This is a genomic window from Allobaculum sp. JKK-2023 (assembly GCF_034745455.1).
In the GTDB taxonomy this organism is placed as follows: Bacteria; Bacillota_I; Bacilli_A; order Erysipelotrichales; family Erysipelotrichaceae; genus Allobaculum.
The window spans coordinates 2,650,061-2,664,527 of record NZ_JAYERV010000003.1 but is presented as its reverse complement, the minus strand read 5'-3'; the positions used below and the strand labels follow the sequence as shown (position 1 = coordinate 2,664,527).

Here is a 14,467-nt window from a genome sequence, read left to right as displayed (position 1 = left end):
GGGCAAATTCCTCAGTCATGGACGAAAACGATTATTCTGTATCGCTTGTCAGGACTGTTGCATAGCTATCATCAAATTTATTAAAGGCTTGGCCATTCTCTTGCCTGACAAGCTTTCCTTCTGAATCCAGCTTGAAAGATTCATTGGCAAGAATACCAGAGTCAAGAAAAACCTCTTGTGTACTCTCATCCAAGTGCCCTTCTCCTTCTCCAGAAGATACCTTTATTTCTGAATCGGAGCGGTTTACTTCATCAATCGTGCCATCATAATAAAAATATTCGAATTGTCCTTCCGGCAGTTTCGAATACAGCGTATTGAATGAAATCCAGATAAAATTAGTCCCCTCGGGATTCCATGATCCATGGAGGCTGGGCTTGAGAGATTCATTTTTTGACTGTCGAAGTCCCCCGTTCATCACAATTCCCAGTCCAACAAGCAGCACAACAATTGATGATGCAATGATGATCAAGCGTTTTTTCCCTTTCATACGATCTCCTCACCTTCTTCGCTAAGAAACTAGAATCTTAAAATAGATATTACAATTCTAAACTAACTCAGGTTCTTACGCAAATGTAGTTTTCAACACTAATAATTTTGGCGAACAAATAAGTTTGCATCATTCATGTTGCTGATTAAGTAACACCGCCTAATTCACGGTGAGTTTGTCTGTAACATTTTTGGTTATTGTCCTTGGTTCCATTCGCTATCTTTAATAATAGTAAAAGTAGTTAAAACACTATTTACGTAAGATGTCATAAAACTCCTTTGCCGGATTCATCTTCTATACTTTGCCAACGTTACGAAAGCGTTACAAATATTAAAATTGCGGATAACTTTCGTAAATATAAGACTATCCACAAAACTTTTGGGTAAGGAGCATAAATATTGATCAATCTTTCAGAAGTAATCCTTTCCTAATGCTTGTTTGATAATTTGCCTGCAGAAAGGATCACTATGGTGAAAGATGCCTATGATAAAAGAAAATATCAAGATTGAAAATTTAATCAAATCCTATCCGGAAGGGGAATCCAGAAGAATTGTACCCGTCTTAAGGGTTTGGGTACTACTTTCTTTAGAAAATGCGAAAAAAATTTTAGAAATTTATTTATTGAGCCCTTAAGTAAGGCTCTTTTTTTTTTGAAAAAACTTGCGAGTATTTTAGATGCGCTCTATAATGGTAGTACTTGTAATACCTAATTATGGGGAAAATATGGTATGGCATTTCATCTCAGAAAATCCAAACGCGCTAAAGGGATCTATCTTCAAATTTACGAGTCATATCGCGATCCAGAAACCAAGCTACCTAAATCAAAACATATAAAAACACTAGGTTATGCAGATTATTTAGAATCTCTAGGAGTTAAAGATCCAATCAATTTCTACACAACCGCTGTGCGAACGATGAATGACAAACGGAAAATTCAGACCTCCAAGAAAAAATTGATAGAAAAAAACATTCCAGAAAAACGCATTGGCTTTTTTGTGCCTGCAGCGATTTATCGCCGTCTGGATGTCAAAAATGATATTGATTACCTTCAATACGGGCGCAAATTTGAATATAACTTGTCAGATTGTCTTGAGTTATTAATCTATTCAAGACTATGTAATCCCATGTCTAAATTTAAAACCGTTAACGAAATATTTCCCACTCTGTATGGCCAGGCACAGTTTTCCTATGACCAGACTCTTTCTTGCTTAGAGTTGCTCGGACGCGAATATGAGAAAGTAGTAGAAATCTTTACGCATCATACACATGAAACATACATTCTAGATATAAATCAAACCTATTTTGACTGTACAAATTTCTATTTTGAAATAGATGCCCAGGACGACTGGCGACGTAAAGGTCCGTCTAAAGAAAATCGAACTGATCCTATTATTGGTATGGGATTATTACTTGATGCAAATTGTCTTCCAATCGGAATGAGACTTTACCCCGGCAATCAGTCTGAGAAACCGGTTATGCGTGAAGTTCTCCATGACCTTAAAAATAAACAGGGAGTGACGGGAAAAACGGTCAGAGTGGCCGACAAAGGCCTCAATTGTGCCGAAAACATCCATGATGCGATCTTGGCTCATGATGGCTATATCTTCTCCAAGTCAGTCCTCCAGCTCCCTGAAGATGAGATGGAGTGGGCTATCGAAGATGAGGGGTTTCAGGAAGTGATAGATCGTGATGGCCGGCTGGCTTACAAAATGAAGAGTAAACTTTTTCAACATAAATACGATTACCGAGATGAAAACGGAAGAAAGCATAGTCTTACCGTCACTGAAAAAAGAGTAGTCACATTCAATCCTTCTTTGGCAAGAAAAAAACGTCGAGAGATTACTAGATTAGAAGAAAAGGCCAAGAATCTGTGTGCCAGTGCGGCAAAAAAATCTGATTACGGCGATTCGGCTAAATATATGATTTTTACGACAGAGAATAAATCTGATAATGGAAATAAAGAAAAAGTTATCGCTGTATTAAATACAAATTTGATTGAAAAGCATCGTAAATGTGCTGGTTTCAATATGCTTATTACTTCTGAATACAAAATGGATGATTCGACTATTTACCAGACCTATCATGAATTATGGCATATTGAAGAATCATTCAGGACGATGAAATCATCTTTAGATGCGAGGCCAGTATACTTACAGAATTATGACAGAATCAAAGGGCATTTTTTAGTGTGTTATCTCAGCGTCCTGCTTGAGAGGCTTTTTCAATATAAGGTTTTAAAAAATAAATTTGGAAGTGAAAAAGTATATAACTTTATGCATGAACTAAAAGTACTTCCAACAGGCCCCTATACATTCATAAATATAAGTCCGAAATGTGATATCAATGATTACTTATCTAAAACATATAATTTACCACTCGATCACTATTACTTAGAGAGAACTCAAATAAATAAAATCCTGGAGAAACATTTCTGATGTTTTCTCCAGGATTTTGAGTACTACATTTAAAAACGTGACCCTAAAGTCAGGTAGATATTACAATTCTAAACTAACTCAGGTTCTTACGCAAATGTAGTTTTCAACACTAATAATTTTGGCGAACAAATAAGTTTGCATCATTCATGTTGCTGATTAAGTAACACCGCCTAATTCACGGTGAGTTTGTCTGTAACATTTTTGGTTATTGTCCTTGGTTCCATTCGCTATCTTTAATAATAGTAAAAGTAGTTAAAACACTATTTACGTAAGATGTCATAAAACTCCTTTGCCGGATTCATCTTCTATACTTTGCCAACGTTACGAAAGCGTTACAAATATTAAAATTGCGGATAACTTTCGTAAATATAAGACTATCCACAAAACTTTTGGGTAAGGAGCATAAATATTGATCAATCTTTCAGAAGTAATCCTTTCCTAATGCTTGTTTGATAATTTGCCTGCAGAAAGGATCACTATGGTGAAAGATGCCTATGATAAAAGAAAATATCAAGATTGAAAATTTAATCAAATCCTATCCGGAAGGGGAATCCAGAAGAATTGTACTTGATGATTGTTCTTTTGAAATTGAAAGAGGAAAGATGACTTCTTTGATTGGAAAAAGCGGCAGCGGAAAGACAACACTGCTGAATATTCTGGGCGGTCTTCTCAAGGCAGACAGTGGTCATCTCTATATAGATGGAGAAGACATTTCTTCTTTTTCGCCAGAAATGCTGGATGATTATCGGGCCGAGAAAATCGGCTTTGTTTTTCAGGACTTTGAACTGATTGAAGACTTCACAGCTGAAGAAAATATCTGCCTGGTTTCTGACCTTGCAGGAAAGAAAAGAAATCAGAAGCGGCTGGACGAACTGTTAAAGAGCCTTGTACTGTGTGATTTAAAAGAGGCTATTGCACTTCGGGTGGGTAAAACTGACAAAAACACCCTTTGAACGATCGCTGTCCCTTCCTTCTGTCGCCTCGCTCGCAAGACTGGCTTTTCACAGGTTCTGGGAGCGCGCAAGGGGTTTAAGCTTGCGTCCCCTTGCGCGCTCTCAGGTTCTGTGAAATGATCAGGCGTGAGTGAGGTGATAGAAGGAAGGGCCCCCTTCAATCTTCTAGAGCCGAGCGAGCGCCCCACCGGCGAGGTGACTGCCCTAGTCGAAGTCGACATCTGCGCTGTACGCCGGGCGAAGATTTCTTCCGACGTTTGAACATACCAGCTTGATCATGTCGATGAGATTGTCAGTATTCCCGAATCCATACGATCTGCGGATTATCAGCTTGATTTTGTTATTCAGGGCTTCAATTCTGGCATTCGATAAACCGTATTCCATTGTGTTCAATATGGAATAGCGGTGGCGGCGAATCTTTTTATTCAGTTCGACGAATTCAGGAATTCTGCACCGGCACGCCCATGAAAGCCATTTTTTCAGAGCTTCTTCTACCCCTTCAGCGGTATGGAAGATCATTCTGAGAGCCTCCTTCAGCTGATAGCCGCGAAACAGTTTTGGATAGACTTTCTGAATCTGTTCCAGACTGGACTTCTGGTAGTCTGTCAGGTTTTCCGGATTCTTACCAAGTGGATATTTTGAGTGCTTCAGCGCCTTAGATTCCTTGGGCTGTCGCTCTTCCCCTTTTTTAGGACGGCCGGCTTTCCGTTTAGGTAAAGTCTTTTCAGCTTCATAGACCTCTCGCCAGATGCGGCGGCGCATCGTGTCCATGGCATCAAGAGCCCACGTGACAACGTGATATGGGTCAATGCAGAAAACAGCCTGAGGGGCATATTTACTGACTGTATTTTTAATCCATCTGGCACCATCGCCACTGACCATCTTGATTTTAGAAGCAGCCTCTGGACCAATTTCGATAAAGAATTTTTCAAGGACGCTGCTTCCAAAGCCGTCATGGACCCAGATGATTTCTCCCGTCACGTGGTTTACGACCGTTGTAAGGTACGTATGCCCCTTTTTATGGCTTATTTCATCAATCCCGATAGCTTCAAGGTTTTTATACTTCGCTTTAGGATCTTTCTCCTTAGCTTTTTGGACACGGGAAACGATGGATCCGACAGTTCTCCAGTTGATTCTCATCTGCTCACAGACGAGCTTTTTAGACTGATGAACAGTGAGGTAGGCCACCTGCTGCTCGAACTTTTTTGTGAACCGGGACTGATGCCAGGCCCAGGTAACCTCCTCAGTTACGACACCATGCTCAGGGCATTTTACCCGGTGAACATCGCTGACCAGGATGACTTTTTTAGTCCCCATGTCGAGAGCACGCCATTGCCGCTCCTGGGTTTTTGAATCATATCCAGGCACATGTTTATGGCAATGAGGACAGATTCCCCGGAGCCTTTTATGAAGCTTAATGTGGATATACAAAGTATCTCCATTGGCACTTTCTTCAATTTTTAAGATGGAAATCCCCTTGAGGTTTTGAGTATTTTTGATAAGCTGATTGTGGGTCATGTGTTTTTTGTATCCTTTCTGTGTTGGAAGCTAAAGGATAACACATGTCCTTTTTCATATCTACGCTTTATTTAAGGGGATTGCCATCAGTCGAAAAAGATGGCATCCCCTTTTTTTCGATTCAAACACCCACCTAAAGTACAATAGAGCCATTTAAAAGATCATTTTCCCAGCCAGATGTCTGGTGGTGAGAAGCAAAGAACAGCCATTGCCAGAGCTCTTTATCACTCTCCGTCCTTAATTCTTGCTGATGAGCCCACAGGAAACCTGGATCGGATCAGTTCCAGACAGGTCTTTGATCTTTTAAAGGAAAGCTGCTTTCTGTTCGATCAGACCATTCTGGTTGTTACTCATGACCTTACTCTGGCCAAACAGGCGGATACAATCCTGCTTTTGGAAGATGGAAAGGTAAGGCGTTATGAATCAGACTAGAGGGTACTTTTCTTCGAATAAAAAGCTGGTTCGAAAATTTTCCATCCTGTTCTGGATGGAAGTCATTTTTTGTCTGGCGGTTATGACCTTCAGTTTTGTTACTCGCACCTACCAACAAAAACTGGCTGATCAGCAGTACGGAAACTGGAGCGTTGCGTATTACGGAGTCTTGGAGAATGAGCTTTCAGAACTCAAGCACAATCCGGTGTTGGAAGCGGTAGGAACCCAGCGAATCAACGGAACGGTCATTCAGAGGAATGGTGAAACGGAAAAAGAGTTCGGGTCGATTGGAACGGCGGATTCTTCATTTTTTGAACTGGCAAACCTGCAGTTAAAGACGGGCCGGCTGCCTCAAAAAGAAAATGAGATTGCCATTGAAGCAAAGACGCTCGATGGCATGGGGATCAGCTATGAAACCGGGCAGACGATAGAACTCACAATCAGAAAAGAAGACCCAGAGAATAAAAATTCACAGGATACCCAAGAGATTACGAAGGCCTTCGTTCTGTCGGGCGTGCTGGAAAATTACACCAGTTACTGGGAAAGCCCGGGCACCTTAATTCATTTTTTCGTTCAGGAACCGGTTGGATCTGACGAAAGCCGGGTTGCTTTTATTGAGCCGAAAAGAGGTTACGAAGACGCCTTAAAAAAAGTGTCTACAGAAGATCTGCTTGTGGAAACCAATACGAACCGCATCTTCTCGTGCAACCCCTTCTCTTCCACCAACATTGTTCCGACACTCTGCGTGGTATTGGCCCTTCTGTTTGTAACTGTTCTTCAGATTGAACTGTTGCTGGTGTGGATCTGGAAAAGAAAACAGGAGCTACGGGTGCTGCGAATTCTTGGCGTTCATCAGAAGACTCTGATTTTGAATGTTCTGGCGATGTTATTTAAAGCAGGCCGTATCCCTTATCTGGTTCTAATTGTTGGCCTGGCTCTGTTGATTCCGCTCCAGTATCTGCTTGGCTTTGTTTTATACCTGCTGGGATTGACTGCCCTGGTTCTGGGAGCGGCCACAGCCATGATCAGGCAAATCCCGCTTCAAAAGGAAGGTACAAAAAAGAAAAAACGCAGAACACCAGTAACTTCTAAAGTTGTCACAGTCAAAGAAGCATCCAGACGTTTTTTCAGCCAGCAGAAATGGACCTATCGGCTGCAGATTTTCTGTCTGGTTCTTTTACAGACCGGTCTGCTTTATTTTGGAGGTCAAATCGTGCAGTCAATTCTGTTCCTGAACAACCCTGATATTGACTATAGAATTGAAGGGATGCCTAAAGCTGATCCTGTCAGCCATTTCTGTACATTAGACCCTATTCCCGATCACGTCTTGAATGATCTGGGCAACTGGACTGATGTTGAAATCAGATTGGAATCAAGAATGCGCCATGATATGAAAATGTCGTGGGACAACATTCAAAAGTCGCTTTTATACAATACTGAGGAGCATCGACTCGATCCAAGTCGCCATTTATATGTATTTACCGCGGAGGATGGTCAGACAGAGCTATATTCGTCAATTAATGTGATTGGAGATTCGAGAGCATTAGAACTGCTCAAAAAAGCTGACTTGGAAGGTGAAGTGGACTGGGAAAAATGGAAGCAAGGAAAAGAAGCGATTATTTATCTTCCTAAAATGAGAATGGTTAACAAGGATGTCGCCTATGGTTTAAGTGCGGCTGTAGATGGGACCATTGATGATTCCATCCAGCTTCAGGACCTCATTACTCTGGAAAAGGACGGCAGACAATATCAAGTCCCAGTGACTGGGATTCTGAGAAGCTGCAGTCCAGAACTGTTTCGAGAGTTCAATCCTTTATTTATCTATGGATTGATTATGAGCGGCGATGAAGTAGACAGCATTGAGCTTGATCTGAAAGATATTCGAAATAAGGTACCGGTAGAAATTCGATTATCCAAACTGGCAAGTGAAAATAAGCTGGTTTTTCGTAATTTCGCCTCCGACAATGAGCACACACAGAGGATTTACCAGACTAAAATTATATTAAATCTGTTTTCCGGGTTAATTTTATTTTCAGTTCTTCTGGTTATTTTACAGATATCGAGGATTATCGCCAAAGAAAAAGCAAACGACTATCTATATCTTTTCAGGAGGATCGGGGTATCCAGAAAAACTCGGGAAATGCTTGTTGTTCACCTCAACCGTCGGATGCTGATCAGTTCAGTCGCCATTGAGATCATGATTACTATGATCTACGGAATCTTTCAAATCAGACGTGGAGGAGGATTCTCTTATTTGACTCAAGATCTGAAATTTGCTGGATATGTCCTCTTGATTGTAATTTTACTGGCGGTATTCCTGTTTGGAGTAAGGCGGTCGAAAAAAGAAGAAATCTGACCATATAAAGTTAAAACTACAAAAGTTTGATTCTAATCAACTTCCAGCGAGTTTATCAATACGCTTCAAATTGAAAAAACAGCCTCTGACTAAATACTCGACATATACAAAGCCCTCCATCTACCATCACCACCTTATTGTGCGAAATATCAATCAGAGCAGGCGATGGATGTCTATACTGAACGTATGAATGATTACTCCAAACTTCAGGACCTGATCCTGAATGCCTATGGCACCTGTGACTTTCTGGCCGGGCTGACCAATGAAAATATGCGGCGCAAATTAGAAGACGAGCTGGTCCGCTTTGCGGGACTTTGCACCGATGATCGCCAGGAGGTTTACCGATTTGCTTCATCTTGTCTGTTAACAAAAAATCTGCCCGTTGACGAAATCCTCGACAGCTATTCCCCTGCTGTGTTTAAGGCTTCTGGCTCCAGTTTGCTGGAAGACTTTCGCTTTGCGGATGAATATTTCCAGAGTGTAGATCCCACTTTTCCACCGATTAACCAGAACCTGCTTTTCCAAATTTTTCAGACTCTTGCCCATACATATGGTTTGCAGGCGGATTGGCTAAAGCGTTGGATCCAGCCGATTGCCAAACCTGATATTGAAAAGCCTGTTCTGGGCACGCAGCCTGAAAAACTCAAAGAATCGCTGGCCAAACTGGACAGTCTGATTGGTCTTGATCAAGTCAAAACAGAAATCCGCGATCTGTCTGCCATGCTTGAAATCTCGAGACTTCGCCAGTCACGCGGACTCAAATCCATTCCAACAGCGCGTCACCTTGTCTTTATTGGCAATCCGGGCACTGGCAAAACCACCACAGCCCGGATTCTGGCCCAGATTTACAAAGACCTCGGCTTTCTGTCCAAGGGGCAGCTGGTCGAATGCGACCGTTCGGATCTGGTTGGCGAGTATATCGGATCTTCTGCCCAAAAAACCAAGGCTCTCATTCAACGTGCTAAAGGCGGCATTCTTTTTATCGATGAAGCGTACAGCCTTGCCCGCGCTTCCGAAAAAGACTTTGGTCACGAAGCCATTGAAATCCTGCTCAAGGAAATGGAAGACAATCGGGATGATCTGGTTGTGATTGCGGCCGGATATCCGGACCTGATGGAAAAATTCCTTAACTCCAATCCGGGTCTTCGTTCCCGGTTTACGACCTTTTTGCATTTTGAAAACTACAGTGGAAGCCAGCTTTTTGAAATTCTCGAGAAAATGGCCAAGGATGCAGATTATCAGCTTAACCAGCAAGCCAGAGAAAAAATGGCTCTAGAGCTGGACGAGGTCGCCGCTCATCCCCCCAAAGACTTTGCCAACGGCCGCTATGTCAGGCTGCGTCTGGAAAAAGCGATGAGCAGACAGGCAGCGCGCCTGTTTGGATCAGATAAGATTACCGATGAAGATCTGATCACACTTACTGCTTCTGATTTTGACTGACTTGAAAACAAGCTGCCCGTTTGTCTTTGCGGGCAGCTTGTTTTCGTTTCGTTGAGTGATTGATGAAAGCGGAGTGGCCAGGTTTATGAATTTGCCCGCCTTATAAAAAAGAAGCAAGTCTGTAATGACCGCGGCCGGTTTTGATCAGTGTTCCCTCATCACAGAGTTTTTTGAGAACGCGCTGTAGCTGGCGGCGACTGCAATTGAGGGCCTGCATGGCTTCATTGACCGAAGCAAATTCATGATCCGGATCACTCGTTCGCAAATAGAAAAGCACTTTTTCTTCCAGTGACTGAACCACGACATCCATTGTGGAAGAAGTGGACAGCTTTCCGGCCATCTGGCTGAGCACAAACCGCAGAAAAACCGGATCATTTTCCAGAACCTCCTGGTTTTGGGCAAATGGGATTGCCAGGCAGAGAACCTCTTCCGTCGCTTCCGTGTAGAAGGCATTGCCTTTGACTTTGCTGAACTCCATATCGCCTAAAAGCGTTCCCGATGAGGCTCTGGTCAGATAGCGCATCGCTCCATCGGGCGAAAGATGATAAATACACGCACTGCCTTCGATCAGAATCAGAAACTGACTGAGCGGCTTGAGGGGATGATTTAACAGCTCGCCTTTTTCAAAGGAAAGCAGCCGAAGAACCGGCGGTCGTTTCTGGAAATGGTCTTTCTGTAAGACAAAGACAGATTCGAGTTTTTCTGGATCGCGTATCTCTTTCATCTACAACTTTTCCTTTCTTTTGTGCCATAGGGCACAAACTATCGGGCAGGAAATCGATATATTCATTCTGGAGGGAATGGATATGGATTCTTTATTTGATACTGAGCATTTATATCGCTGCTATTTCAAGCTCTCTTTTCCGGTTGTGCTTGGAATGGTTGTCACATTGATTTACAATCTGGCCGATACGTATTTTATCGCGCAGACAGGTGATACAGACCTGATTGCAGGAGTTTCGCTTTGTGCGCCGGTCTTTACGCTTTTAATGGCTTTTGGAAATATTTTTGGCCAGGGTGGAAGCACGCTGATCTCGCGTCTTCTTGGCGAGAAGAATATGGAAGGCTGTCGACGCATCAGCTCTTTCTGTTTTTATATCGCCATTGCCACTGGCATTGTCCTGGCGCTGCTTATGGTCCTTTTTGGCTCTGCAATGCTTCAGGCCATGGGGGCTGACGCAGATACTCTGTCGCATGCTTATGGATATTATATGGTTCTGGCAGTGTGCGCCCCGGTTATCATCGTCAGTTTCATTCACCAGAATCTTGTGCGCTGCGAAGGTCTGGCCACAGAATCGATGATTGGAACGATCCTTGGAGCCATCATCAACATCATCTTAGATCCAATCCTGATTTCAGTCTTTGGTCTTGGGGCAATGGGTGCAGCGGTGGCCACGATCATTGGATATCTTTGCAGCGTGATCTACTTTTTATGGCTGATCAAAAAGAAGACTCACAGTCTGTCGATTCAGATTTCTGACTGCCATGTCAACAAACAGGAACTGCGCCAGATTCTTGGCATTGGTCTGAGTGCTGCGCTGAGCAATCTGATGCAAAGCCTGACCATTATGGTCATGAATACATTTCTGCTTCCCTATGGCAACGACAAGATTGCGGCCATGGGCATCGTATTGAAAATCAATATGATCGCCCAGCTGATGCTGGTTGGATTTGCGTTTGGCGGAGCCCCTTTATTTGGCTATCTATTTGGAGCACATCAGTCCAGAGAACTGAAAAAACTGATTCACTTCTGCCTTGGGTTCATGTGTAGTGTATCCCTGGTCCTGACTCTTTTGATCTGGATTTTTGCCAGTCCCTTGATGCAGGTATTCGTTCAGGATGCCGCTTTGAATTCTACCGGTGTTCAGATGCTGCGCTGGCAGGTTGTCACCACGGTGTTTGCGGGCATTGTTCTGCTTCTGACCGTCCTGTTTCAGGCAGCCGGAAAAGTCATGCCGGCCTTTCTGTTATCCATCAGCAGGCAAGGCGTAATTTTCATTGCTGCTGCAGTAGTCTGCGTACATCTGTTTGCCTATCAGGGTGTCCTGATGGCCCAGGCGATTGCGGATGTGCTCAGTGCAGGACTTGCTCTTGGGTTACTGATCGCCTGCAATCCCATGCGCATGGAAGCAAGCGAGACTTCACTGACCGAACTGGATTCCAGTATGGATTCTTTCACCATCTAAAGCCTGTCGTTTTAGGGATTCGATACGATTGATCGATACGTTCCTTCAATATGATCATTTGCTCAGATCCCTGATATGATCATTCGATAGGGTCGTTCAACTTTCAAGGAATCTTCATCCTGGACCAGACTCGATGCAATAAAATAGAAAACTGGGCCGAGCTTGCGAGGCCCAGTTTTCTATTGAACCAACACGCAAAAGCCCTGATCTGCGGCCATACCCCCTCGATCGAATCAACCAAAGGAATATTTTGAAATCAGGACTTTCGTAATATATTTTTAAAATAATCTTATATGGGGTACTAATTTCTATAAGGAGTGTAGAGAAGATGCCAGTTTTAGAAAATCAAGGCATACTACCCCCTTTCCCCCAAGATTGTGTTTATAAAAATGTGCTTGTTATAGTTATGTAAAAACGGTTCTTGGAACCCCAAACAGCCTTAAACATTCCCAGGAACTGACATATTCCATTTCTGAACCGCATTTTTTACAACGTCCAATTGACTGCTTGGGAAATACCTTACTAAGGAAATGGATCAGAGGATTTTCTTTCGGTGGATTTACATCGGTAATAGTGATCACTTTATCACTCTGACGTTTAGATTCTTTGATCAATTCCTTTAGTTTGGGAATCAAAGAACCTTTGCGGCCGCTGCTTAAGAAACCATAGCCGCGTTTTGTGTTGAAGTAGCGAGGAGGAATATGCATCATAAACCGACGCAGAAATTCCTGGCCCGTAAGTTCCATCGTTTTAATCTCATTGTTGTCTCGATAGTCTTTATATTTGAATTTCACGATCCCGTTTTCGTAGGATACGATCCGGCTCTCAGTAATCGCTACTCTGTTGACATAACGTCCAAGGTAATCAATGACGTGTGATGGATCGCCGGTAGATTCACGGATTTCGACGTTCCATTGCTTTTTATCAGATTCTTGAATGGCCTCATTGAGTTTACTTTTATCAAAGGTATCGTCCGATGAGAAGTGTTCTTTGAGCCGTGACATGAATTCGTTTTTGAAGTGAGCAGCGAGTTCTTTGACAGGGAACAGGAATGTCTTGCCATCTCTGGTTGTTTTCTTTGGGGTCACCCACTCTCCTGAGTCAGACAGAGCACCGGCACAGAAGACGACATGGATGTGGGGATGAAGATCAAGTTTTTGTCCCCAGGTATGAAGAGCACAGTAAAAGCCAGGCATTCCGCCAAGGTACTTTGGGTTGGCGGAAAAATCAAGAAGAGTCTGCCCGACACTGTCAAACAGGCAATTGTACATGAATTCAGGGTCATACAGACAAAGTATGTTGAGTTCAGAAGGAATGGTAAACACAATATGAAAATACTCGGCATCTAACACGTATTCCTGCTGCTTTTGAGTCCATTTAAGACGAGCAGCAGTGCCGCAGCAGGGACAGCAGGCGTTGTGACAGGAGCCGTTGTGGTATTCGGTATGACCGCAGTGAGGGCAGAAGGACATGGCAATTCCTTTCTGCTCGGTATGACATTCGCGAATATCTTTAAGGACCTTGGCGTTCTTATAGCTCAGTTGATCGAGGACCAGGTTGCCATTTTCGATCTGGTCAGATATGATCTCTCTGAAAAAGAAGGTAGTATTATTTTCTGCCATTATTTTTTCCTTTCCAGCTCTCACAGGGAGAGCCAAAGTCAGCCAGATCTTTTTCATCTAAGCGGATGTATCTGGCTGTTGAAGCGATAGAGGAATGCCCCATGGCTTCTTTTAAAGCGAAGAGACTGCAGTTATCTTTGGCCATGTGGGTGGCGAAAGAAACACGCAGACTGTGGAACCTGTGACTGGGAAGATAGAAGTCGAAAGCCTGGATGTATTTCTTAAAACTCTGAGACAGGGAATCGGAGCTGAGATGACGTCCAGGCTTTTTTCCTTGGAAGACGAATTCGTCAGGCTTAGGAGTAACAGGATGGTTGTAAAAGGCGTACTTATAGTAGTCGTTAAGAGCCTCCTGAGTCATTTTGGAGTAATGGACACTGCGGGTCTTGTTGCGCTTTGAATTGTGAATGGTAATCAAAGCGTCCTTTTTATTGAAATCACTGAAACGAAGAGAAACAACTTCAGAAACCCGCAGGCCGCAGTCATAACCGAGAAGGATAGCGGCTTTTAAAAGAGGATTTGTACAGGAGTCAATAAGGATGTTGATCTGGGAGTGAGTGAATCCGGGAGTGGGGGCGGGATTGCGGTGAAGAGCTTTAGGCATGAGCTTAGAAGGGATACTGAGTCCAAGGACAGATTCATAGAAGAATCGGATAGCGAAGACAGCGCCATCAATAGTTGAAGGAGCGTAGGAGGAGTTTTTCTTAAGCCATATGAGGTAGTCTCTGGCGGCAAAGGGAGTGAGGAGGCAGACGTCAGAGGGAGAAGCGTGATTGAGAAAGCGGACGATCCAGGCATGGTAAGCAGAGCGAGTGCCTTTTTGAAGGTTGCGAAATTCAGTCATCTGGTCAAAGAGAGCGAGAGCTTCAGAATGAGTCATGGTGAGAGTTCCTTTTCGAATAAGTCAGGTAGAGAGCAATAAGGAACTTCGTAAAAGTAATTCCATATTTAATGCTACACATAATTCCCATAATTGATTTTCTCAGTCCGACCGAATCCACTGAGACAAAACTGTGTTTCTGATTTTAGCTTCCATTC

Annotated in this window: 11 protein-coding genes; 6 read left to right on the top strand and 5 right to left on the bottom strand. The window is 43.1% G+C overall.

Annotated features, from left to right (window positions below; genetic code table 11):
• Nucleotides 1–31: 31 nt before the first annotated feature.
• Entirely contained in the window at nt 32–487 is a 456-nt protein-coding gene (locus U4956_RS10795; RefSeq protein WP_323090689.1) for a hypothetical protein, read from the bottom strand.
• A gap of 728 nt (nt 488–1,215) precedes the next feature.
• On the opposite strand from U4956_RS10795, the gene U4956_RS10790 reads away from it, so the two are divergent.
• Entirely contained in the window at nt 1,216–2,922 is a 1,707-nt protein-coding gene (locus U4956_RS10790) for an IS1634 family transposase (RefSeq protein ID WP_323090688.1), read from the top strand.
• Between the two features lie 494 nt (nt 2,923–3,416).
• On the top strand, nt 3,417–3,875 hold the full coding sequence (locus U4956_RS10785; RefSeq protein ID WP_323090687.1) for an ABC transporter ATP-binding protein: 459 nt from the start codon (nt 3,417–3,419) through the stop codon (nt 3,873–3,875).
• Nucleotides 3,876–4,079: 204 nt separating this feature from the next.
• Here the strand turns inward: U4956_RS10785 and U4956_RS10780 are convergent, their stop codons facing one another.
• A complete protein-coding gene (locus U4956_RS10780; protein WP_323090686.1) occupies nt 4,080–5,393 on the bottom strand; it encodes an ISL3 family transposase in 1,314 nt (437 codons plus the stop codon).
• A 177-nt stretch (nt 5,394–5,570) separates the two neighbouring features.
• On the opposite strand from U4956_RS10780, the gene U4956_RS10775 reads away from it, so the two are divergent.
• The 3 genes from U4956_RS10775 (at nt 5,571) to U4956_RS10765 (ending at nt 9,621) form a co-directional block, all read left to right on the top strand.
• A complete protein-coding gene (locus tag U4956_RS10775; protein WP_323090685.1) occupies nt 5,571–5,825 on the top strand; it encodes an ATP-binding cassette domain-containing protein in 255 nt (84 codons plus the stop codon).
• The gene (locus tag U4956_RS10770) at nt 5,812–8,181 is read left to right on the top strand and encodes a hypothetical protein (protein ID WP_323090684.1); all 2,370 of its coding nucleotides are present in this window, start codon (nt 5,812–5,814) and stop codon (nt 8,179–8,181) included. Before U4956_RS10775 ends, U4956_RS10770 begins: the two co-directional genes overlap by 14 nt.
• 165 nt (nt 8,182–8,346) lie before the next feature.
• A complete protein-coding gene (locus U4956_RS10765) occupies nt 8,347–9,621 on the top strand; it encodes an AAA family ATPase (RefSeq protein WP_323090683.1) in 1,275 nt (424 codons plus the stop codon).
• 100 nt (nt 9,622–9,721) lie between these two features.
• Here the strand turns inward: U4956_RS10765 and U4956_RS10760 are convergent, their stop codons facing one another.
• On the bottom strand, nt 9,722–10,345 hold the full coding sequence (locus U4956_RS10760) for a Crp/Fnr family transcriptional regulator (RefSeq protein ID WP_323090682.1): 624 nt from the start codon (nt 10,343–10,345) through the stop codon (nt 9,722–9,724).
• Between the two features lie 82 nt (nt 10,346–10,427).
• On the opposite strand from U4956_RS10760, the gene U4956_RS10755 reads away from it, so the two are divergent.
• A complete protein-coding gene (locus U4956_RS10755; RefSeq protein WP_323090679.1) occupies nt 10,428–11,807 on the top strand; it encodes an MATE family efflux transporter in 1,380 nt (459 codons plus the stop codon).
• 404 nt (nt 11,808–12,211) lie between these two features.
• Here the strand turns inward: U4956_RS10755 and U4956_RS10750 are convergent, their stop codons facing one another.
• Both U4956_RS10750 and U4956_RS10745 read right to left on the bottom strand, forming a co-directional pair.
• Nucleotides 12,212–13,429 (bottom strand): IS91 family transposase, encoded by a 1,218-nt coding sequence (locus U4956_RS10750; protein WP_323090167.1) that lies wholly within the window; start codon nt 13,427–13,429, stop codon nt 12,212–12,214.
• Nucleotides 13,416–14,309 (bottom strand): site-specific integrase, encoded by an 894-nt coding sequence (locus U4956_RS10745; protein ID WP_323090168.1) that lies wholly within the window; start codon nt 14,307–14,309, stop codon nt 13,416–13,418. The genes U4956_RS10750 and U4956_RS10745 overlap by 14 nt, the downstream gene beginning before the upstream one ends.
• Nucleotides 14,310–14,467 lie beyond the last annotated feature (158 nt).